Source organism: Pseudomonas sp. TWP3-2, assembly GCF_049897765.1.
Taxonomy (GTDB): Bacteria; Pseudomonadota; Gammaproteobacteria; order Pseudomonadales; family Pseudomonadaceae; genus Aquipseudomonas.
This window is the reverse complement of sequence record NZ_JAFCWW010000004.1, coordinates 146,634-168,239: the sequence shown is the minus strand read 5'-3', so window position 1 is coordinate 168,239 and position 21,606 is coordinate 146,634. Positions and strand designations below refer to the sequence as shown.

General features: G+C 57.8%; 17 protein-coding genes. 12 read left to right on the top strand and 5 right to left on the bottom strand.

All coding sequences use genetic code 11. From position 1 onward, the window contains the following. The first annotated feature begins 204 nt into the window (after positions 1–204). The 3 genes from ACP7EE_RS08375 to ACP7EE_RS08365 all read left to right on the top strand — a co-directional run bounded on the left by ACP7EE_RS08375 (position 205) and on the right by ACP7EE_RS08365 (position 4,568). Complete coding sequence (locus ACP7EE_RS08375; RefSeq protein ID WP_426234186.1) at positions 205–1,260, top strand: tetratricopeptide repeat protein; 1,056 nt, start codon at positions 205–207, stop codon at positions 1,258–1,260. Positions 1,261–1,398: 138 nt separating this feature from the next. Continuing rightward, positions 1,399–2,901 (top strand): ATPase domain-containing protein, encoded by a 1,503-nt coding sequence (locus ACP7EE_RS08370; protein WP_426234185.1) that lies wholly within the window; start codon positions 1,399–1,401, stop codon positions 2,899–2,901. After that, complete coding sequence (locus ACP7EE_RS08365) at positions 2,898–4,568, top strand: ATP-binding protein (RefSeq protein ID WP_426234184.1); 1,671 nt, start codon at positions 2,898–2,900, stop codon at positions 4,566–4,568. Before ACP7EE_RS08370 ends, ACP7EE_RS08365 begins: the two co-directional genes overlap by 4 nt. 38 nt (positions 4,569–4,606) lie before the next feature. On the opposite strand, the gene ACP7EE_RS08360 is transcribed toward ACP7EE_RS08365, so the two are convergent. The 5 genes from ACP7EE_RS08360 to ACP7EE_RS08340 form a co-directional block, all read right to left on the bottom strand. Beyond that, positions 4,607–4,984 carry a response regulator gene (locus tag ACP7EE_RS08360; protein WP_102356158.1) on the bottom strand — a complete coding sequence of 126 codons (378 nt, stop codon included), beginning with the start codon at positions 4,982–4,984 and terminating at the stop codon, positions 4,607–4,609. A gap of 65 nt (positions 4,985–5,049) precedes the next feature. After that, positions 5,050–6,243 (bottom strand): hybrid sensor histidine kinase/response regulator, encoded by a 1,194-nt coding sequence (locus ACP7EE_RS08355; RefSeq protein ID WP_420649795.1) that lies wholly within the window; start codon positions 6,241–6,243, stop codon positions 5,050–5,052. Then, complete coding sequence (locus ACP7EE_RS08350) at positions 6,237–6,830, bottom strand: chemotaxis protein CheB (protein ID WP_426234183.1); 594 nt, start codon at positions 6,828–6,830, stop codon at positions 6,237–6,239. The genes ACP7EE_RS08355 and ACP7EE_RS08350 overlap by 7 nt, the downstream gene beginning before the upstream one ends. Beyond that, complete coding sequence (locus tag ACP7EE_RS08345) at positions 6,827–7,660, bottom strand: CheR family methyltransferase (RefSeq protein WP_420649797.1); 834 nt, start codon at positions 7,658–7,660, stop codon at positions 6,827–6,829. The genes ACP7EE_RS08350 and ACP7EE_RS08345 overlap by 4 nt, the downstream gene beginning before the upstream one ends. Then, entirely contained in the window at positions 7,660–11,154 is a 3,495-nt protein-coding gene (locus ACP7EE_RS08340) for a response regulator (protein WP_426234182.1), read from the bottom strand. Before ACP7EE_RS08340 ends, ACP7EE_RS08345 begins: the two co-directional genes overlap by 1 nt. A gap of 262 nt (positions 11,155–11,416) precedes the next feature. Between ACP7EE_RS08340 and ACP7EE_RS08335 the strand changes: the two genes are divergently transcribed. From ACP7EE_RS08335 to ACP7EE_RS08295, 9 genes are all read left to right on the top strand, one after another. After that, positions 11,417–11,782, top strand: a complete 366-nt coding sequence (locus ACP7EE_RS08335; protein ID WP_420649799.1) for a response regulator — start codon at positions 11,417–11,419, stop codon at positions 11,780–11,782. A gap of 125 nt (positions 11,783–11,907) precedes the next feature. After that, the gene (locus ACP7EE_RS08330; RefSeq protein ID WP_426200819.1) at positions 11,908–13,200 is read left to right on the top strand and encodes a glycosyltransferase; all 1,293 of its coding nucleotides are present in this window, start codon (positions 11,908–11,910) and stop codon (positions 13,198–13,200) included. 147 nt (positions 13,201–13,347) lie between these two features. Continuing rightward, positions 13,348–14,214 (top strand): phospholipase, encoded by an 867-nt coding sequence (locus tag ACP7EE_RS08325; RefSeq protein ID WP_426234181.1) that lies wholly within the window; start codon positions 13,348–13,350, stop codon positions 14,212–14,214. A 78-nt stretch (positions 14,215–14,292) separates the two neighbouring features. Continuing rightward, positions 14,293–15,198, top strand: a complete 906-nt coding sequence (locus tag ACP7EE_RS08320; RefSeq protein ID WP_426234180.1) for an AraC family transcriptional regulator — start codon at positions 14,293–14,295, stop codon at positions 15,196–15,198. Positions 15,199–15,354: 156 nt separating this feature from the next. Continuing rightward, positions 15,355–16,665, top strand: a complete 1,311-nt coding sequence (locus ACP7EE_RS08315) for an ABC transporter substrate-binding protein (RefSeq protein WP_426234179.1) — start codon at positions 15,355–15,357, stop codon at positions 16,663–16,665. 143 nt (positions 16,666–16,808) lie between these two features. Beyond that, positions 16,809–17,735, top strand: a complete 927-nt coding sequence (locus ACP7EE_RS08310) for a carbohydrate ABC transporter permease (protein WP_426200825.1) — start codon at positions 16,809–16,811, stop codon at positions 17,733–17,735. Between the two features lie 8 nt (positions 17,736–17,743). After that, positions 17,744–18,574, top strand: a complete 831-nt coding sequence (locus ACP7EE_RS08305) for a carbohydrate ABC transporter permease (RefSeq protein WP_426200826.1) — start codon at positions 17,744–17,746, stop codon at positions 18,572–18,574. Between the two features lie 122 nt (positions 18,575–18,696). Then, entirely contained in the window at positions 18,697–19,800 is a 1,104-nt protein-coding gene (locus ACP7EE_RS08300) for an ABC transporter ATP-binding protein (protein WP_426234178.1), read from the top strand. A 15-nt stretch (positions 19,801–19,815) separates the two neighbouring features. Further along, positions 19,816–21,288, top strand: a complete 1,473-nt coding sequence (locus tag ACP7EE_RS08295; RefSeq protein ID WP_426234177.1) for a mannitol dehydrogenase family protein — start codon at positions 19,816–19,818, stop codon at positions 21,286–21,288. Positions 21,289–21,606 lie beyond the last annotated feature (318 nt).

Genomic DNA, 21,606 nt, shown 5'->3' with positions numbered 1-21,606 from the left:
TCGGCGGGCGCGAGCTGCAAACTTGAGACCATCAGGTCTGCGCGGTAGCCAAGGCGCGCGAGCGCGGCATATCACGTACCGTCAGACCTTTCGACGCAGATTGCAGGACGCTTCAACCAAAATGACAGTTTCAGGTGTTTGACTCACAGCTCTAGCTGACCGAAGCTTGCCCTCTGGTTCAGTATCAATGTTTCGGATAACTGCATGCCCCAGTCTCGCCGCTACCTGTTCATCAGCCTTGGCCTTGTGCTTGTCATCATTGTTGCCTGGTTGTCCTTGCGCAGCACCGCACCGGTGATGCCCGCGTCGATCAAACACGGCTATAGCGAAGCGTTGGCCGCTGCCCGCACCGGTCAACCGGGCGCGGCGCGCGTGCTGTATCAGCAATTGGCGCGACCGGATATTTCAGTAAAACGCCGCGTCTGGTTGCACGCTGAACTGCCGAATTACCCGAGTCCGCAAGCTTTGAAGCTGGCAGATGCCGATCTGCAGAATGAAGCCGTCGAAGTGCGGCTCGCAGCCATAAAGAGCGTGGTCGGGCTGGTTCCGGGCGGGCCGCGTAGCTTGCTGCTGGGGCCGATGCTCGACGACCAGGAGCAAAGCGTGCGTTTCGCTGCAATCAACGCCCTGCTCGGTTTATCGCCGGATGACCTCGGTTTGTATTTCGGCCCGCTGCAACAGGCCATCGACAGCTGGGAACAAGTGCTTAAAGCCCAACCGGAAAGTGCCGCCAATTCCGCGCAACTGGCGCGACTGCACCTGCACAACGCCGAACTCAAAGCGGCGCAGGAGGCGCTTGAGCAAACGCTGCGTCTGGAGCCTGGCAACCTGCCGGCGCTGGTCATGCAGATCGATGTACTCGACCGTCAGGGTCAAAGCGATGCCGCTCGGCAATTGCTCGCCAGACAACTGAAAAACCAACCGAATTCCGCCTATCTGCAACACGCACTTGGCCTGTGGTTGCTGCACCACGACCAGCGTGAATATGCCCTGCTCGGTCTGTCCAAGGCTGTCGAGCTGGAACCCGACAATAAAGACTACCGCTACGACCTCGCGACCACCTTGCATGACGCCGATGAACTGGAAGCGGCGCAGAACCAGTTGCAGGAAATCGTCCAGCGCCATCCCGCCGACCGGAAGGCGCGGGTCCTGCTGATCAATTACTGGAAAGAAAGCGGCCAATTGCAGAACGTGCAAATTTTGCTGGCTCAGCTTGAACAAATGAATCCGGATGATCCTTCCTTGCAACAAGGGCTTTGAACATTTTCGACAGCATTTCTTCATCTGGACAAAGAAACTTCGGAACCGTCATCTAGGCCAGGGGTCAAGTGTTCAGGCAGGCAGGATTGGCAAAATGCGCCATCCGCTTCGCTCTCCTTAGTCACTAGAGGACATTTTTTGTCTAAATCTTACGAGTTGATCAGTGCAAAAGCCGCTACCGGCATCGAAGGTCTGGACGACATTCTTGCCGGTGGCCTTTCACGCGGTCATGTGTTTTTGCTGGAAGGTGAGCCCGGTACCGGCAAAACCACGGTCGCCTTGCAGTATCTGTTGGCGGGCTCGCGGGCCGGCGAACGCTCGTTGTACATCACGCTTTCGGAAACCGAGCGGGAGCTGCGTCAAGGCGCGCTCTCGCACGGCTGGGAACTGGACGAAAACATTGAGATTTTCGAACTGACGCCGCCGGAAAGCTTGCTCAACGCCGAACACCAGCAAAGCTTGCTTTACTCCTCTGACCTGGAGTTGGGCGAAGCGACCAAGCAGATTTTTGAAGTGGTCGAACGCTTCAAACCGACGCGTGTGGTACTCGACAGCCTGTCGGAGATCCGTCTGCTGGCGCAGAGCTCGCTGCGCTATCGCCGGCAGATTCTGGCAATCAAGCACTATTTCGTGCGCTATGACGCCACCGTCCTGTTGCTCGACGATTTGACTACCGAATCCCTCGACAAGACCGTGCACAGCGTCGCGCATGGCGTGATTCGCCTGGAAGAACTGACACCCGCCTACGGTGCCGAGCGCCGTCGCGTTCGCATCGTGAAGTATCGCGGCCAGAAGTATCGCGGCGGCTTTCACGATTTCAGCATCATGGAGGATGGCATCCATGTGTTCCCACGGCTGGTCGCGGCCGAATATCGCAGTGATTCTGTTCGCTCACAACTGAGCAGTGGCATACCTGAAATGGACAAGTTGCTGGGCGGTGGCATCGAAACCAGTTCCAGCACGTTGATTCTCGGCCCGGCCGGTACCGGCAAATCGTTGATCACGATGATCTTTGCCGCTGCGGCAGTGGCCCGCGGCGAGAAGGCAGCACTGTTCATATTCGACGAAGAGCTGGGATTGCTCTTCGAACGCATGAAAAATATCGGCATTGATCTCAAGGCCCTGCGCGATACCGGCAACCTGATGATCGAACAAGTTGACGCCGCCGAACTATCGCCCGGCGAATTTGCCCACAGGGTCCGTCGCTGCGTCGACAAGGACAACATCAAGACCGTTGTCATCGACAGTATCAACGGCTACCAGGCGGCAATGCCGGAAGAGAATTCGCTCGTGCTGCACATGCACGAACTGCTCCTGTACCTCAACCGGCGCGGTGCCGCGACCTTCATGACGGTCGCACAGCATGGGCTGGTTGGCGACATGCAAGCGCCGGTCGATATTACATACCTGGCAGATACCGTGATTCTCTTGCGCTACTTTGAGGCCATCGGCCAGGTTCGTCGGGCTATATCGGTGATCAAAAAGCGCACCGGCAGCCACGAATCGACGATTCGCGAGTACAAGATTTCGACCCAGGGCATGACCATCGGTGAACCGCTGGATGCATTTCAGGGTGTATTGCGTGGAGTGCCAACCTACATGGGCGCCAGCAAACCGCTGCTCAAGGAAGACAAATTGTGACGGTCAACGTGACACCGTCCGAACGCGCGCTGATTCTCGCGCCCCAGGGCCGCGACAGCCAGGTTGCGCTGATGATCCTCAACGAGGCAGGTTACGGCGGTGTGATCACGCCTGATCTGGGCCAGCTGTGCGCCGAGCTTGAGTCCGGTGCGGGGCTGCTGCTGATTGCTGCGGAAGCGCTCAGCGGTCTGGAGATCGAAACGTTACTGGCGTATCTGGAGCACCAGCCTACCTGGTCTGACCTGCCGATCATTCTGCTGACCCATCATGGCGGCCAGGAGCAAGGGTTCTCCTCAAGACTGCGCGGGTTACTCGGCAACGTGACATTCCTTGAGCGTCCGTTTCACCCGGTGACCCTGGTCAGTCTGGTTTCAGCCGCCCTGCGCGGTCGCCGCCGACAATACGATGCGCGGGACCGCCTGATCGACCTCAGCGAAAGCGAGCAGCGACTGCAATCGACGCTGGAATCACTTGAACAACAGGTCGAAGAACGCACCGCGCAATTGCGGCACAACGAAGAAGCCTTGCGCCAGTCGCAGAAAATGGAAGCGGTCGGTCAGCTTACCGGTGGTATCGCGCACGATTTCAACAACATGCTGACCGGAATCATTGGCAGTCTGGAGCTATTGCGTCGGCGCCTGGCGCGCGGTCGACTGGATGATCTCGACAGCCTGATCGATCTGGGCGTGACCTCCGCCAACCGTGCGGCCGGCCTGACTCATCGGCTGTTGGCTTTCTCCCGTCGGCAGTCGCTTGATCCCAAACCAGTCGATATGAACAGCCTCGTGCAATCGATGAGCGAGTTGCTGCAACGCAGCGTCAACGAGAGCATTCGGATGGAGCTGCATCTGGATGAGCAATTGTGGGTAGCCGAAGCCGACCCCAATCAACTGGAAAGCGCCCTGCTCAATCTGGTGATCAATGCCCGCGACGCGATGCCGGACGGCGGCAGACTGGTGGTGCAGACCAGCAACCAGATCCTCGATGAAAGCTTCACTGCAGCCTATAGCAATTTGAAAGCCGGCGAATACGTGGTCTTGAGCGTATCTGACACCGGTTGCGGCATGCCTCCGAGCGTCAGCAGTCGCGCTTTCGATCCGTTTTTCACCACCAAGCCCATCGGCCAAGGCACAGGATTGGGCTTGTCGATGATTTACGGCTTCAGCAAACAGTCCGGCGGTCACGTGTCGATCGACAGCGAGATCGGTCAGGGCACGACCGTAAGGCTCTACCTGCCGCGTTTCCGTGGCGAGCCTGTCCCGCAATCCTCTCCCAACCCAGAGCAAGCCCCCGATGCAGTCGAAGGCGAAACCGTGATGATCGTCGAGGACGATCCGGCCGTTCGCGTACTGGTCAGCGCGGTGCTCAGTGAATTGGGTTATGCGTTTGTTGAAGCGAGTGACGCGGACAGCGCGGTGCCGATTCTGGATTCCACGCAGCGTATTGATCTACTGATCAGCGACGTTGGCCTGCCGGGCATGAATGGTCGGCAACTGGCCGAAATTGCGCGCCAGTTCAGGCCGGATCTGAAGGTGCTGTTCATCACCGGGTATGCCGAACACGCGGCGGTACGCGGCGGTTTCCTCGACTCGGGGATGCAGATGATCACCAAGCCTTTCACCTTTGATCTGCTGACCGCCAAAGTGCGCGAGATGATCAAAAGCTGAACGACAGACAAAAAAAGGCCTGCATCAGCAGGCCTTTTTTATGCCAACAATTCCTGAATCTTTTCCTGCAACACATCCAGATCGAACGGCTTTTCCAGGATCGGTGCCTTGAGCGTGATCGGGCTGCCGGTTTCGCGGATTTCCTGCGGGTAACCGCTGATGAAGATCACCTTGAGATCCGGGCGCAACTTGACGGCCGGCTCGGCGATCTGCACGCCGGAGATGCCACCGGGCAGACGGAAATCAGTAATCAACATGTCCAGATGTGGCTTGCTCGCCAGAATCTCGAACGCCTGCTCGCCGTTTTCGGCCTGCAACACGCGATATCCCTGGCCCGACAGATAATCGGTCAGCACCATCAAGATAACCGGTTCGTCCTCGACGACGAGTACTACATCTTGTGCATCTACGCTCATGGGAAGCCTATGTTCGGTCAATAGCTGCTGATACGACCGTGTGGTCACTCAGAGGTTGCGTTTGTTTAGCCGATTTCCTGGAGCGGCAGACAAACGCGAAACAGGGCGCCCTCGTTGATCTTGCTCTCGACGACGATTGAGCCGCCATGGGCGGCGATGATCTGCTCGGAAATGAACAGACCCAGCCCGAGCCCGGCCACCACCGTCTTGGCGGACACCCGTTCGAACTGTTGGAAAATGCGCTTCTGGTTCTCTTCGCTGATACCGATGCCGCGATCCTGAACCTCGACCCGCGCCTCGCCATCTACAGCATAGACACGCACCTGAACCGGACTCCGGCCGCCGTAGCGCAAGGCGTTGGTCAGCAGATTGGTCACTACTTGCTCGATGCGGAACTCGTCCCAATGCCCCTCCACCGGTTCCGGCGCAGAGAAACTGACTTCGGTCTCGGCCGCTTCAATCTGCGCCGCAAAGTTTTCCAGCAGATTGCCCACCAGTTGCGCCAGATCGAAACGACTCGGGCGGATCGACAGCTTGCCGGTGCGGATACGCGACACGTCGAGCATGTCCTCGATCAGGCGGATCAGGCTTTTGATCTGGCGCTCATCGCGATCGACCATGGCGTGCATCTTGTCGAGGGTGAACGCCGCAGCGTTGTCCCGCGCCAGGTGCATCTTGCGCAGCTGGGTTTCGAGGATAAGGCCGTTCAGCGGCGTGCGCACTTCGTGGGCGACGATCGACATGAAGTCATCGCGCATGCGCACCGCCTGCTCCAGCTCGCCTTGGGTGCTCTGCAATTTCTGCAACAGCACTTCCTGCTCGCGGCGACTCTGTTCCAGCGCTTCAACCTGCTCCTTCATCGCCTTGCTTTGGCGATACAGGTCAACGAACACATTGACCTTGCTCTTCACCGCGTGGATATCCAGCGGCTTGTGCAGGAAATCCACAGCGCCGCTTTCATAGCCCTTGAACGCGTAATTCAGCTCACGGCCGGCGGCGCTGACGAAGATGATCGGGATGTTCTTGGTTTTCTCGGTGCCGCGCATCAGCTCGGCCAGTTCGAAGCCGTTCATGCCGGGCATCTGCACGTCGAGAATGGCCATGGCAAATTCGTGTTGCAGCAGCAGCGACAACGCTTCGTCGGCCGACAGCGCTTTATAGACGGTGCGGTCTTCGCGTTTGATCAGCGCTTCGAGGGCCAGCAGGTTCTCGGGCAGATCGTCGACGATCAGCAGTTTTGCTTGAATATTACTCAGCATGCGATTCGTTCCAGCTCGACAAGCAGACGGCCGATGCCGTGGATGGGAAGAATATGGTCCGGTTGATGAATCTTCAGTGCAGCTTTAGGCATGGTGTCGACCTGCGCGTCGTCCGGATCCTGCACGATGGTCAGCCCACCATAGCGTTTGACCTTGGCCAGGCCGCGCGCGCCGTCATGGTTGGCGCCGGTCAGCAGCACAGCGGCCAGTGTCGGCCCGTAGACATCGGCGGCGGATTCGAACAGAAAATCAATCGACGGTCGCGAATGGTGCAGACGCTCTTCGAGACTCAGCGACAAGCTGCGATCTTCTTCCACCGACAGGTGATACCCCGGCGTAGCGAAGTACAAAGTGCCAGCCTTGATCTCCTGTTTATCGCTCGCTTCCATGACCGGTAACGCCACGCGCCGGGAAAACACTTCGGCCAAATGGCTACGGCGATCATCCGGCAAATGCAGGACGACGATAATCGGCAATACAAATCCTGCACGCAGCGAACCGAACAACGTCAGTAACGCTTCAACGCCACCGGCCGAAGCGCCGATCACGATGGCCTCGACCCGAGGCAAATCCGCTGCGATATTCATGATTTGCGGTAGATCCGTTCTTGTTTGACCAAGGGTTCGAACTGTTTGGCGTAATTGGAAAAATCCAGAGTCTCTTTGCTGCCCAGCACCAGAAAGCCGCGATGACACAGCGACTCATGGAACAATCCGAAGGCTCGATCCTGTAGTTTTTTATTGAAGTAAATCAACACGTTGCGACAGGAAATCAGCTGAGTTTCAGAGAACACGCTATCGGTCGCCAGGCTGTGATCGGCGAACGTCACGTTCTCGCACAAGGTCTTGTCGAAAATCGCGTATCCATACGCGGCAGTGTAGTAGTCGGCGAACGAACGCTGACCGCCAGCCTGCTGATAATTGGCGGTGTAGGCGCGCACGTTCTCCATCGAGAAAATCCCCTGCTTGGCCTTGTCCAGCGAGCGCGGGTTGATGTCGGTGGCGTAAATGATCGTGCGGTCGAGCAGACCTTCTTCGCGCAGCAGAATCGCCATCGAATAGACCTCCTCGCCCGTGCTGCAGCCGGCGATCCAGATTTTGATCGATGGATACGTCTTGAGCAGCGGCACCACTTCGCGGCGAATTGCCAGAAAGTGCGACGGATCACGAAACATCTCACTGACCGGAATCGTCAGTAATTGCAGCAACTGCATGAACGCGGTCGGGTCATGCAGGACTTTTTCCTGCAACGCCGAAATGGTCGCGCACTCGAACTGGCTCAAGGCGTGGTTGACCCGGCGCTTGATCGAAGCGCCGGAGTAATCGCGAAAATCGTAGCTGTATTTGAGGTAGATCGCCTCGATCAGCAGGCGTAACTCGATTTCGCTATTTCGCTCTGCCGGATTACTGCTTTCCACTAAATACGTTCCATTTTTGGCAACCACACGCGAATCAACGAGAACAGGCGATCGAGGTCGATAGGCTTGGCCAGGTAATCATTGGCGCCCGCTTGCAGGCAGCGCTCCTGATCGTCCTTCATAGCCTTGGCCGTTACCGCGATGATTGGTAGCTTGCGCCAGCGCGGATCCTTACGGATTTCGATGGTGGCTTCAAAACCGTCCATCTCCGGCATCATCACGTCCATCAACACCAGATCGATGTCCTCGACCTCATTGAGTCTTTCGATCGCTTCCCGGCCATTTCGACCGATGACTACGACCGCACCTTTGGTTTCGAGTGCGCTGGTCAGGGCGAAAATGTTGCGCACATCGTCGTCCACCAGCAGCACTTTGCGCCCCTCGAACACCTTGTCGCGGCTGCGCGCGGTCTTGAGCATCTTCTGCCGTTCATGGGACAACTGCGATTCGACTTTGTGCAGAAAGAGTGTGACCTCATCCAGCAGGCGCTCTGGCGAGCGTGCGCCTTTGATGATGATCGAGCGCGAGTACTTGCGCAGATCGGCCTCTTCATCACGAGTCAGGTTGCGCCCGGTGTAAACGATCACTGGCGGGAACGAGCAAATATCCTCGGTGGCCATGCGCTTGAGCAGTTCGTTGCCGAGCATGTCCGGCAGCTTCAGGTCGATGACCATGCAATCGAAAATCGTCGTGCGCAGCAGCTCCAGCGCTTCCTGGGCGAGGCCGACAGCGGTGATTTCGATGTCTTCATCGCCGATCAGGCGAGCAATGCTTTCGCGCTGCAAGTCATCGTCTTCGACCAGCAACACGCGTTTGACCTTCTGCGTCAGCTTGGCTTCAAGACGCGCGAACACGTCTTTGAGCTCTTCGCGGGTGGTCGGTTTGACTGCGTAACCGATGGCGCCCATGTGCATGGCTGCTTCGACCCGATCCTCGACCGAAATCACGTGCACCGGGATGTGCCGGGTTTCGGCGCGTTCTTTCAGGCGTTGCAGCACTGTCAGACCGGAGTGATCCGGCAGGCGCATGTCGAGCAGGATCGCGTCCGGCACGAACTCCCGCGCCAGGTCGTAACCTTCGTCGGCGCCATGCGCGACCAGACACTGGTAGCCGAGTTCATGCGCGAGGTCGTACAGAATGTGCGCGAAGTTCGGTTCGTCTTCGACCACCAGAATGCAGCGCGTGGCGAACGGCGCGTTGCCGCGGTCGTCGTTGAAGCGCGGGATGTGCACCGGCGCCAATGGCGAAATTGGCGCGACCGGCACGGCAACCGGCACGGTGGTTATCGAAGGGGTGAACGTCAGCGGCGCAAACGGGGTTTCACCCGGTTCGCGGTATTGCAGCGGCAATACCAGGGTGAAGACACTGCCCTGCCCCGGCGTGCTGCTGATGCTGATCGAGCCGCCGAGCAAGTTCGCCAGATCCCGCGAGATCGACAGCCCCAGACCGGTGCCGCCGTACTTGCGATTGGTGGTGCCATCGGCCTGACGGAACGCTTCGAAAATACTTTCCTGCTGATCCTTCGCGATGCCGATCCCGGAATCCTGCACGATAAATGCAATGCGCTCGTTCGGTTGAGCGGCAATGGTCAGGCTGACCGCGCCTTTCTCGGTGAATTTCACCGCGTTCGACAGCAGGTTCTTGATCACCTGCTCCAGGCGCTGGCGGTCGGTGAACATCATGCCCGGTGCGCCCGGTTGCAACTCGACGCTGAACGCGAGTTTCTTGTCGGCCGCCAAAGGTTCGAACATGCCGCGCAAGCCCTCAGCCAAGCGCGCCACACTGGTGTTTTCCGGCAGCACTTCAAGCTTGCCGGCCTCGACTTTGGAAATATCCAGAATATCGTTGATCAGATTCAGCAGATCGTTGCCGGCGGAGTAGATCGACTCGGCAAACTTGACCTGTTCGGCGCTGAGGTTGTCGTGCGGGTTTTCCGCGAGCAACTTGGCGAGGATCAGCGAACTGTTCAGCGGCGTGCGCAGTTCGTGCGACATGTTGGCGAGGAATTCGGATTTGTACTTGCTCGAGCGCTGCAACTCTTCGGCGCGCTCCTCGAGTTGCACTTGGGCCTGATTCAGCTCGGTGTTTTTCAGATCCATGGCGTCGCGCTGGTCGGCGAGGATCTGTGCCTGTTCGGCCAGTTGCTCGTTGGTCTGTTCCAGCTCGACTTGCTGGGTTTCCAGATGCGCCTGGGATTCCTTGAGAATCCGCGATTGCTCTTCGAGTTCTTCGTTGGCGGTTTTCAGCTCTTCCTGCTGCACCTGCAACTCTTCGTTGAGTTGTTGGGTTTCGGCCAGCACTTCTTGCAGACGCTGGCGATAACGCGCCGCTTCAATAGAGGTGCCGATGTTGCCGGCAATCAACTCCAGCAGTTCGATGTCGCGGTCAGTGAGCGGACGCAGGAAACCCAGTTCGATCACGCCGTTGACGCGTTCGTCATCGCTGGTCGGCACCACCAGCACGCTGTGCGGCAAGCCTTGGCCAAGACCGGAGCTGACTTTGAAGTAATCGGACGGCACCGAGTCCAGACGGATCAGGCGCGCTTGTTGCGCGACCTGGCCGACAATGCCTTCCCCGCTATAGATGGCCTGCGCCTGTTCTTCCTGCTCGCGGGAGAAACCATAGCTGGCAACGCGCTTCAATCCGCCATGTTCTTCGCGCACATACATGGCCGCCACGGCTGTACCGAGGTATTGCGCGCAGAATTGCAGGATGTTGCGCCCCAGCAGATTGAGCGTCAGTTGCCCCAGGACCTGCTCGGCCAGTTCGGTCTGGCCATTGCGCAGCCAGGCTTGTTGCTCCAGACGCCGGGCGCTGGCATTTTGCGCAGCCAGGGTTGCACCGTAGCTTTCAGACAAATTGACCAGGTCGCGACGGCCGATGTAGGCCAGCAAAGCGCTGATGCCGGCAACAAACAGCAAATAGAGGGTAATGCTCAAGATAGTGGTGCGGCGTACGTCTTCGTTACGCGTGGTGCGCAACTGCTGCTCCATCTCGATCACGTCTTCGAACTGCCGGCGGATCTCGTCGGTCAGGCGCTTGCCGCGCCCGGCCTTGACTGCCGCACGGTAGTCGCCGCTGGCGCGTTGCAGGTCGATCATCGATTGCGCATAGGTCGCCCATTCGGTCTGCAAGGCTTGCAGGCGGCGCAGGCGATCGGTCTGCACCGGGTTGTCGGCCGTCAGTTCGAGCAAGGTATTGAGCGCGACATTGATCCGCGGCTTGGCCGTTTCGTACGGATCGAGAAAATGCTCGTCGCCGCTGAGCAGGAAACCGCGCATGCCGGTTTCCAGATCGACGGTGAGCTTCACCGCTTCATTGGCGTTATTGATCACCCGGTCGGTGTGTTCAACCCACTGGATAACCGACAGCAAATAGGTAATCAGCGACACGAAGAACACGGCGCTGAGTACGCCAACGCCCAGCGGCAGGCTGATGTTGCGACTCAGGAGTTTACGAAACCGTTGCTCATCAACCGAAGACGGAGAGGACATGGATTAGCCTTGTCGAACTGTTGAAAAACACGGAGTTTGCCCGAAAACTACGGGCTGGATCCATATTTCTCACAGCTTATGCGGCTAAATCCTACATTTGCCTGCTATGGATCACGGCCAACAGTTATCCTTGCCGGCCGTTTGCGCCTATGCTTTTTTGTATCCACGCGGGAACTTGTGGCTACGCGCCACTTACTCATGCAAGAGCCCGGTATTTTCGATCGACCGGCGCCCCTGAAATCCACCCTCGAGAGCAGCCAATATGTCCACCCCAGCATCCACCATCCTTGTAGTAGAAGACGACGACATCGTGCGTATGTTGATTGTCGATGTGCTGGAGGAACTGGAGTTCAAGGTGCTTGAGGCAGATGGTGGCGAGCAGGCGCTGGAGCAGCTCGCCAATGATGATGTGCATATCGACTTGATGATGACTGATGTCGGCCTGCCGGGGATGGATGGGCGGGAATTAGCGCAAGAAGCACGCAAGCTGCGCCCTGCTCTGCCAATCCTGTTTGCCAGTGGTTATGCCGAAACTATCGATGCACCGAAAGATATGCATGTAATTGGCAAGCCGTTTTCGATTGATCAGTTGCGTGACAAGGTCAAGGGCATACTCCTGCAAGCTTGAATACGTAATTGTCCTGTTGGTCAATCGCCGACTGACCGTCCCAGTGATCCCGCGCTACAGCTGTGGTTTAATCGCGACCTTTTCGTGTTAGCCCAATTCGTTGTCGTGTCGAGGCCCTGTTGTCCATGAACACCCCCCGCAATATCAGAGTGCTGGTGATTGGTTATGTCTGGCCAGAACCGCGCTCTTCTGCCGCAAGTGGGCATGTCATGCAAATCCTCGATACCTTCTTGCGTCAGGGCTGGGACATTACGTTTGCCAGCCCTGCCGGTGCCGGCGAACATCCGGCTGACCTCACTGAGTTGGGCATTCGCCAAGTCCCGATCGAATTGAACAACAGCAGTTTTGATGTGTTCATCAGTGAGCTGGCGCCGGATATTGTCCTGTTCGACCAGTTCATGATCGAAGAACAGTTCGGCTGGCGCGTGGAGAAGCACTGCCCCGACGCCCTGCGCGTTTTGGAAACCTCCGATTTGCAAAGTCTGCGGCACGCTCGGCACCAGCGCTTGAAAGATCGGCTCAAGGCCAGCGATGACGCCAACGACTTCAATGAGTTGTTCGCCCCGGCACTGGCTGAAGAGTTTCAGTTGATGGCGGACACCGATCTGGCCAAACGCGAGATCGCCGCACTTTATCGCTGTGATCTGAACTTGATGATCTCGCAAGTGGAAATCGAGTTGCTGGTAGAGCAGTTCAAACTGCCGCGCGAACTGTTGCACTGGTGTCCGCTGATGGTCGACCCGCCCGTTGAGCCGGCGAAACCGTTCGAACAGCGCGCGCACTTTCTGAGTATCGGTAACTTTCGCCACGCGCCCAACTGGGATGCGGTGTTGTGGATGAAAACCACGATCTGGCCGCTGATCCGCGAACAACTGCCGAAGGCGCAACTGCATATATATGGTGCTTACACGCCGCCCAAGGCGACCGCGCTGCACAACGCGGCTCAGGGTTTTCATGTGATGAACTGGGCTGAGGATGCGCTGCAGGTCATGTCGGATGCGCGGATCTGTCTGGCGCCCCTGCGCTTTGGTGCCGGAATCAAAGGTAAATTGGTCGATGCAATGCTTTGCGGCACCCCGAGCATCACCACACCGATCGGAGCGGAAGCCATGCACGGTCACCACGCATGGCCGGGGGCTGTGACCTTGACCGCGCAAGATTTCGCCAATGCGGCAGTGCAACTCTACGTTGATCAAACACGCTGGCAAACAGCCCAGGCGCGGGGACATGCACTGCTGGAGGAGCGTTACCAGCGTGCAGAGCACGGCCTGGCCCTAGTCAACAAACTGCTCGAATGCCGTAACAATCTTGCCCAACTAAGAAACAATAACTTTACCGGAAGCATGTTGCGCCACCACGCACACAAAAGTACGCAATACATGGCGCAATGGATTGAAGCGAAAAACCGCAACTCATAGGGTTACCGAAACTTGTGAACACACTAGCCAATAATCTGCATTAATTATTGCATCGCAATCAAGCAACTTACGCCTTATAACCATCTTGCAACCGCCACCCTCACTACTTGATGGGTGGCGCATTATTCATTCACGCAAGATGCAATCATGAACGAACTAGATAACAACTATTCCAAGACTAACTGGATGGCTGCCACGCCCGCCATCGACTCACTGTCAATCTGTGAGTTGACGCTGCCGGGCACTCACAACGCGGGCAGTGACTGGCGGGCGTCGTATCCGATTTGGGCTCCTCCGCGCCATTGGCTGGCGTGCCAGCATGACTCGTTTTACGCCCAGCTGCAGCACGGCGCACGGGCTCTGGACCTCCGGTTAGTGTATGAACCGAAGGCTGAAGGATTGGCTCGGTTTCGAGCCTGTCACGATAAATATCCAAACTCCAGGACATTGGGCCACATCATTGACGACGTAAATAATTTCCTTCAGAAAAATCCCGATGAATTTATCCTTCTGGACTTTCACAGCCTTGACGGCGCGGACTTTGATTACGATTACTTCAACAAAATGATTACTCACTTGCTCGGGCGCCGGCTTATCCCAAGCAGAAACATGCATCTCAGTCTGCATCAGCTCAAACAAGTCAGCGCTGAGCAGCGAGTGTTTGTTGCCGCAAGATCGCATTGGGAACTTGATAGCAATGTATTTCTCGATTACATCAACCATAAATGGATTGGCAAAGCATTGGTCAGCGCCGATGAATTGAAATTCTTTATAGACAAAGTTCTGCAGACACCACCTGGCAGCTGGGCACCTTGGTCGCTTTCCGCCACCTGTTACTCCGCGCTGGGCGGCCCGGTGGATATTCACGACGAGCTGAATCAGTGGTTTGATCCGACTCACAGTGACTGGGCGGCGAGGTGCAACATTATCAACGTGGATTTCATTGAGGAGTCCAGAGTGGTTGAGTTTTGCCGAGCGGTGAACCTGGCCAAAGCTCGCCAGCGCACCCCTTGATCAAACGCTCTACACGCTAGCGCGACGGATACGCAAAGAGGCATGATCCTCTGGCGATAACAAAAAAAGCACCCAGCCATGACCCGAACTGCCCGCGTGACCGACCCCTCCTACGAGTTGATGGATGACCATAACGGCTTGTCCATCATCTACCGCCAGCATGGCTTCCCCTGCCCGCTGGTGCGCTGGCATTTCCACAAGGAATACGAACTGCACCTGATTGTCGCCAGTTCGGGCAAGGTGTTCATCGGTGACTACATCGGCAATTTCTATCCCCAGACCTTGTTTTTGACCGGGCCAAATCTGCCGCACAACTGGATCAGCCAGGTTGCTGAAGACGAGGTGGTAGAGAAGCGCGACATGCTGGTCAACTTCACTGACGAGCTGTTCGAGAGTGGCCATCAGGTATTTGCCGAATTGAAAACTCTGGCGCCGCTGCTGGAGCGTGCGCAATACGGCATCGAGTTCCGCTCGCCGCAGACCATCCGCCAAGCCATGACGCTGATGCAACGCATCGCCGATTCGCGCGGCATCACCCGCCTCGGCCATTTTCTGATCCTGATGGAGCTGCTGGCCGGCAGCGAGGATTACCAGCTGCTGTCCGGCGCGACTACGCCGCAACTGGCCGACGAGCACAACATCGACCGCACCAACCGCGCGGTGGATTACATCTTCGCGCACTACGCGCGGGAACTGCCGCTGGAGGAAGTCGCCGAGCATTTGGGCATGAAACCGACTTACTTCAGTCGCGTGTTCAAACAGGCGACGGGGCGCAATTTCATCGAGTTCGTCAATCGCCTGCGCATCAGCAAGTCCTGCGAACTGCTGGCCGACGGCGACAAACCGGTGACCGAGGTGTGTTTCGAGTCGGGCTTCAACAACATCTCGAATTTCAATCGGCGCTTCCAGCAGCTCAAGGGCATGACGCCTTCGCATTATCGGCGCCTCGTCGTGCAACGCTTGACCGAGCAGAATCGCGGTTAAAAATCCAGTGCAAAAAAGTATCGGTTCCAGTGCTAGGGATGATTTGTAACGCCGGCGATTGAAGGCTGTAATCAGTGCACATTCTTCCTGCCCCGGAAGACACAAAAACAATAACTGTCCTTCTGATTCCTGCTGGACTCAGAAAAGGAGTGCACGATGCAACCCACTGCAAAAGCTCTGCTGGCCCTCACCTGCATGACCCTCAGCAGCGTCAGCCTTGGCGCCCAGCCCCTGACCATCGCCACCGTCAACAATAGCGACATGATCCGCATGCAAAAGCTCTCGAAAACTTTCGAGACCGAGCACCCGGAGATCAAGCTCAATTGGGTGGTGCTGGAAGAAAACGTCCTGCGCCAACGCCTGACCACCGACATTGCCACCCAAGGCGGGCAGTTCGATGTGTTGACCATCGGCATGTACGAAGCCGCACTCTGGGGCGCCAAGGGTTGGCTGGAGCCGATGAAGGATCTGCCGGCCAGTTACGCCCTCGACGATGTGTTCCCGTCGGTGCGCGAAGGCCTGTCGGTCAAGGGTTCGCTGTACGCCCTGCCGTTCTACGCCGAAAGCTCGATCACTTATTACCGCACTGACCTGTTCAAGGATGCCGGCCTGACCATGCCCGAGCGTCCAACCTGGGAGCAGATTGCCGGTTTCGCCGAAAAACTCACCAATAAAGACAAAGAGCAGTACGGCATCTGCCTGCGCGGCAAGGCCGGTTGGGGCGAGAACATGGCGCTGGTCACCACCGTCGCCAATGCCTACGGCGCGCGCTGGTTCGATGAGCAGTGGAAACCTGAATTCACCGGCCCGGAGTGGAAAAACGCGCTGAACTTCTACGTCGAAACCATGAAGAAATCCGGCCCGCCGGGTGCTTCCAGCAACGGCTTCAACGAAAACCTCGCACTGTTCAACAGTGGCAAGTGCGCGATCTGGGTGGATGCCAGCGTTGCCGGCTCATTCGTGACTGACAAGACTCAGAGCAAGGTTGCCGATCATGTCGGCTTCACCTTCGCCCCGCATCAGGTCACCGAGAAAGGTTCGGCGTGGTTGTACTCGTGGGCGCTGGCGATTCCGACCAGTTCCAAAGCCAAAGACGCGGCGAAACAATTCAGTGCCTGGGCTACCTCCAAGGAGTACGGCGCACTGGTCGCCGAGAAGGACGGCATCGCCAACGTGCCGCCGGGCACTCGCGCTTCGACTTACAGCGAGGCGTACATGAGCGCCGCGCCGTTTGCCAAGGTCACGCTGGAATCGCTAAAGGTGGCAGATCCGGGCAAGCCGACTCTGAAACCTGTGCCCTACATCGGCATTCAATTGGTGACCATTCCTGAATTTCAGGCGGTAGGCACGCAGGTTGGCAAGCTGTTCTCGGCGGCTCTGATCGGTCAGACCACGGTTGATCAGGCGCTGGCCGCGGCGCAGCAAACCACAGAACGCGAGATGAAGCGCGCCGGTTACCCCAAGTAACCACCACTAAACCTGTGGGAGCGGGCTTGCCCGCGATGGCGTCAGCACACTCAACATTGCTGTCGGCTGACAGACCGCTATCGCTGGCAAGCCAGCTCCCACAGTGAACTTCGTCTGCCTGTTCATCATTGGTTGTGATCGCCATGAATACTTCAACTGCCAAAGCCCACATCGACCTCGCCCAGCCGCAGCGCAAAAGCCGCGTGGCCAATCCCGGCTGGTTTCTGGTCAGCCCTTCGGTGGCCCTGTTGCTGCTGTGGATGATCGTGCCACTGGGCATGACCATCTACTTTTCGATGATCCGCTACAACCTGCTCTACCCCGGTGAAAACGAATTCGTCGGGCTGGATAACTTCAGCTACTTCCTGACTGATTCCGGGTTTCTGCCGGGAGCGTCCAACACGTTGCTGCTGGTAGGCAGTGTGTTGCTGATCAGCGTGGTGTTGGGCGTGCTGATCAGTGCATTGTTGGAGGCCAGTGAATTCCTCGGTCGCGGCATCGTGCGGGTGATGCTGATTTCGCCGTTCTTCATCATGCCCACGGTCGGCGCGCTGATCTGGAAGAACCTGATTTTCCATCCGGTGTCGGGGATCCTCGCCTACCTCTGGAAGCTGTTCGGCGCGCAACCGGTGGACTGGCTGGCGCACTACCCGCTGCTGTCGATCATCATCATTGTGTCGTGGCAATGGCTGCCGTTCGCAATCCTGATTCTGATGACGGCGATGCAGTCCCTGGATCAGGAACAGAAAGAAGCTGCACGCCTGGATGGCGCAGGTCCGATTGCGATTTTCTGGCACCTCACCCTGCCGCATCTGGCGCGGCCGATTGCCGTGGTGGTGATGATCGAAACGATCTTCCTGCTGTCGGTGTTTGCCGAGATTTTCACCACCACCAACGGTGGCCCCGGCTATGCCTCGACCAACCTCGCCTACCTGATCTACAACCAGGCGCTGGTGCAGTTCGACGTCGGCATGGCGTCTGCTGGCGGCTTGATCGCCGTGGTCATCGCCAACATCGCCGCGATCATTCTGGTGCGGATGATCGGCAAAAACCTGACCGACAAAGCCTGAGGCCTGCCATGACTCTTCAACAATCCCGTCGTCTGCAAAGCCTGCTGCTCGGCACGTTGGCCTGGGCCATCGCGATCATCATTTTCTTCCCGATCTTCTGGATGGTGCTGACCAGTTTCAAGACCGAAATCGACGCCTTCGCAACGCCGCCGCAGTTCATCTTCACACCGACACTGGAGAACTACCTGCACATCAACGAGCGCAGCGATTACTTCAGCTTCGCTTGGAACTCGGTGGTGATTTCCTTCAGTGCCACCGCGTTGTGCCTGCTGATTGCGGTGCCGGCAGCCTACTCGATGGCGTTCTACGAAACCCAACGCACCAAAGGCACGCTGCTGTGGATGCTCTCGACCAAAATGCTGCCACCGGTGGGTGTGCTGATGCCGATCTACCTGCTGGCCAAGAGTTTCGGCCTGCTGGATACGCGCATCGCGCTGATCGTGATCTACACGCTGATCAACCTGCCGATTGTGGTCTGGATGATTTACACCTACTTCAAAGACATCCCCAGAGACATCCTCGAAGCCGCCCGCCTCGACGGCGCCACGCTGTGGCAGGAAATGGTTCGCGTGCTGCTGCCGATTGCCAAGGGCGGATTGGCCTCCACGGTGCTGCTGTCGCTGATTCTGTGTTGGAACGAGGCGTTCTGGTCGCTGAACCTGACCTCATCCAAAGCCGCACCGCTGACTGCGTTGATCGCGTCCTACTCAAGTCCCGAAGGGTTGTTCTGGGCCAAGTTATCGGCGGTCTCGACCCTGGCCTGTGCGCCGATCCTGATCTTTGGCTGGTTCAGTCAGAAACAACTGGTGCGCGGCCTGTCGTTCGGCGCCGTGAAATGAATCAAAAGCAAAAGATCGCAGCCTTCGGCAGCTCCTACACAGAGCACGCCGTCCCCCTGTAGGAGCTGCGGCACGCTGCGATCTTTTGATCTAAAAAAACAACAACGCGGAGGCCCACCATCATGGCCAACCTGAAAATCAAGAATCTGCAAAAAGGCTTCGAAGGCTTTTCCATCATCAAGGGCATTGACCTTGAGGTGAACGACAAGGAATTCGTGGTATTCGTCGGCCCGTCCGGCTGCGGCAAATCCACCCTGCTGCGTTTGATCGCCGGCCTTGAAGAAGTCAGCGGCGGCACCATCGAACTCGACGGCCGCGACATCACCGAAGTCAGCCCGGCCAAACGCGACCTGGCGATGGTGTTCCAGACCTACGCCTTGTACCCGCACATGACCGTGAAAAAGAACATGTCGTTCGCCCTCGATCTGGCCGGCGTACCAAAAGCTGAAGTCGAGAAGAAAGTCGGCGAAGCAGCACGCATTCTCGAACTCGGGCCGATGCTCGAACGCAAGCCAAAACAACTGTCCGGTGGCCAGCGCCAGCGTGTAGCGATCGGCCGGGCGATTGTGCGCAACCCGAAAATCTTCCTGTTCGACGAACCGCTGTCCAACCTCGACGCCGCGCTACGTGTGCAAATGCGTCTGGAACTGCTGCGTCTGCACAAAGACCTGCAAGCGACGATGATTTACGTGACCCACGATCAAGTGGAAGCTATGACCATGGCCGACAAGGTCGTAGTACTGAATGGCGGCAAGATCGAGCAGGTCGGCTCGCCGCTGGATCTGTATCACAACCCGGCCAACCTGTTCGTAGCCGGTTTTCTCGGCACGCCGAAAATGGGTTTCCTCAAAGGCAAAGTCGCGCGGGTCGACAGCCAGAGTTGCGAAGTCGCCCTGGACGCCGGCACGCGCATCAGCCTGCCCTTCAGCTCGGCGAACCTGAGCGTCGGCGGTGCCGTGACCCTAGGCATTCGCCCGGAGCATCTTGAGCTCGCGCAAACCGGCGACTGCACCTTGCAAGTCACTGCCGACGTCAGCGAACGTCTGGGCAGCGACACCTTCTGCCACGTCAACACCAATGCCGGCGAAGCCCTGACCATGCGTGTGCGCGGAGACTTGGCGAGCCGTTATGGCGAGCAATTGAGCCTGCATCTCGACGCCAGCCACTGCCATTTATTTGATGCCGACGGCGTGGCGCTGACCCGCCCGCTGCGCGCAGCCGCCTGATTTCGGGACTGACTGATGAAACTCAACATCTCCAACCTCAATCGCCTCGCCGCCGAAGTGCAACTGCCGGCGTACAGCCTTAGCGACACCCGCCAAGGCATCGCGCACATCGGCGTCGGCGGCTTTCACCGCGCGCATCAGGCGTATTACACCGACGCGCTGATGAACACCGGCGAAGCGCTGGACTGGGCGATCTGCGGCGTCGGCCTGCGCGCGGAAGACCGCCGCGCCCGTGACGATTTGAAAGAGCAGGATTACCTGTTCACCCTGTTCGAACTCGGCGACAGCGATGACACCGAAGTCCGCGTCATCGGCGCGATCCGCGACATGCTCTTGGCTGAGGATGGCGCTCAGGCATTGATCGACAAACTCGCCGATCCGCAGATTCGTATTGTCTCGCTGACCATCACCGAGGGCGGTTACTGCATCGACGACAGCAACGGCGAATTCATGGCGCATCTGCCGCAGATTCAGCATGACCTGGCCCATCCGGATCAACCGAAAACCGTGTTCGGCTTCCTCTGCGCAGCCTTGGCCAAACGCTGCGCTGCCGGCACTCCGGCGTTCACCCTGATGTCCTGCGATAACCTGCCGCACAATGGCGCCGTCACGCGTAAAGCGCTGCTGGCGTTTGCTGCGTTGCGCGATAGCGAACTGCGTGACTGGATCGAGACCAACGTGAGTTTCCCTAACGCGATGGTCGATCGCATCACACCAATGACCAGCACCGCGCATCGCCTGCAACTGGCCGATAAACACGCGGTGGACGACGCCTGGCCGGTGGTCTGCGAGCCCTTCGTGCAGTGGGTGCTGGAAGACAAATTCGTCAACGGTCGGCCGGCGTGGGAAAAGGTCGGCGTGCAGTTCACCGACGATGTTTCGCCGTATGAAGAGATGAAGATCAAGCTGCTCAACGGCAGTCATCTCGCCCTGACTTATCTGGGCTTTTTGAAGGGCTACCGCTTCGTTCACGAGACCATGAATGACCCGCTGTTCGTGCGTTACATGCGCGCCTATATGGATCTGGACGTGACTCCGCAACTGGCGCCGGTGCCGGGGATCGATTTGTCCGATTACAAGGACACACTGGTGGCGCGCTTTTCCAATCAGGCGATTGCTGATCAGTTGGAGCGGGTTTGTTCGGATGGTTCGTCGAAGTTTCCCAAGTTCACTGTTCCGACGATTAATCGGTTGATTGATGATGGGCGGGAAACCAAGCGGGCGGCGTTGGTGGTGGCGGCTTGGGCGCTGTATTTGAAGGGGGTGGATGAGAATGGTGAGGTCTATTCGATTCCTGATCCACGGGCAGCGTTTTGCCAGGCGCTGGTGGCGGAGGATGCTTTGATCAGTCAGCGGTTGCTGGGGGTTGATGAGATTTTTGGTACGGAGATAGCGCAGTCGGCGGAGTTTTTGGCGGCGTTTGAGTGGTGTCTGCAGAGTTTGCGCGAGGTTGGCGTGACGCAGACTCTAGAGCGCGTGCTTGCCTGAGTGATGCGGTGAATTCGCTGACGTCATCGCTGGCAAGCCAGCTCCCACAGGGTTTTCCGTCGTTCACCAATTTCGCGTACGACCTGGAAATTGTGGGAGCTGGCCTGCCAGCTCCCAATGGGTTTTCTGTCGTTCACCAATTTCGCGTACGACCTGGAAATTGTGGGAGCTGGCCTGCCAGCTCCCAATGGGTTTTCTGTCGTTCACCAATTTCGCGCACGACCTGGAAACTGTGGGAGCTGGCTTGCCAGCTCCCAATGGGTTTTCCGTCGTTCACCAATTTCGCGTACGACCTGGAACCTGTGGGAGCTGGCTTGC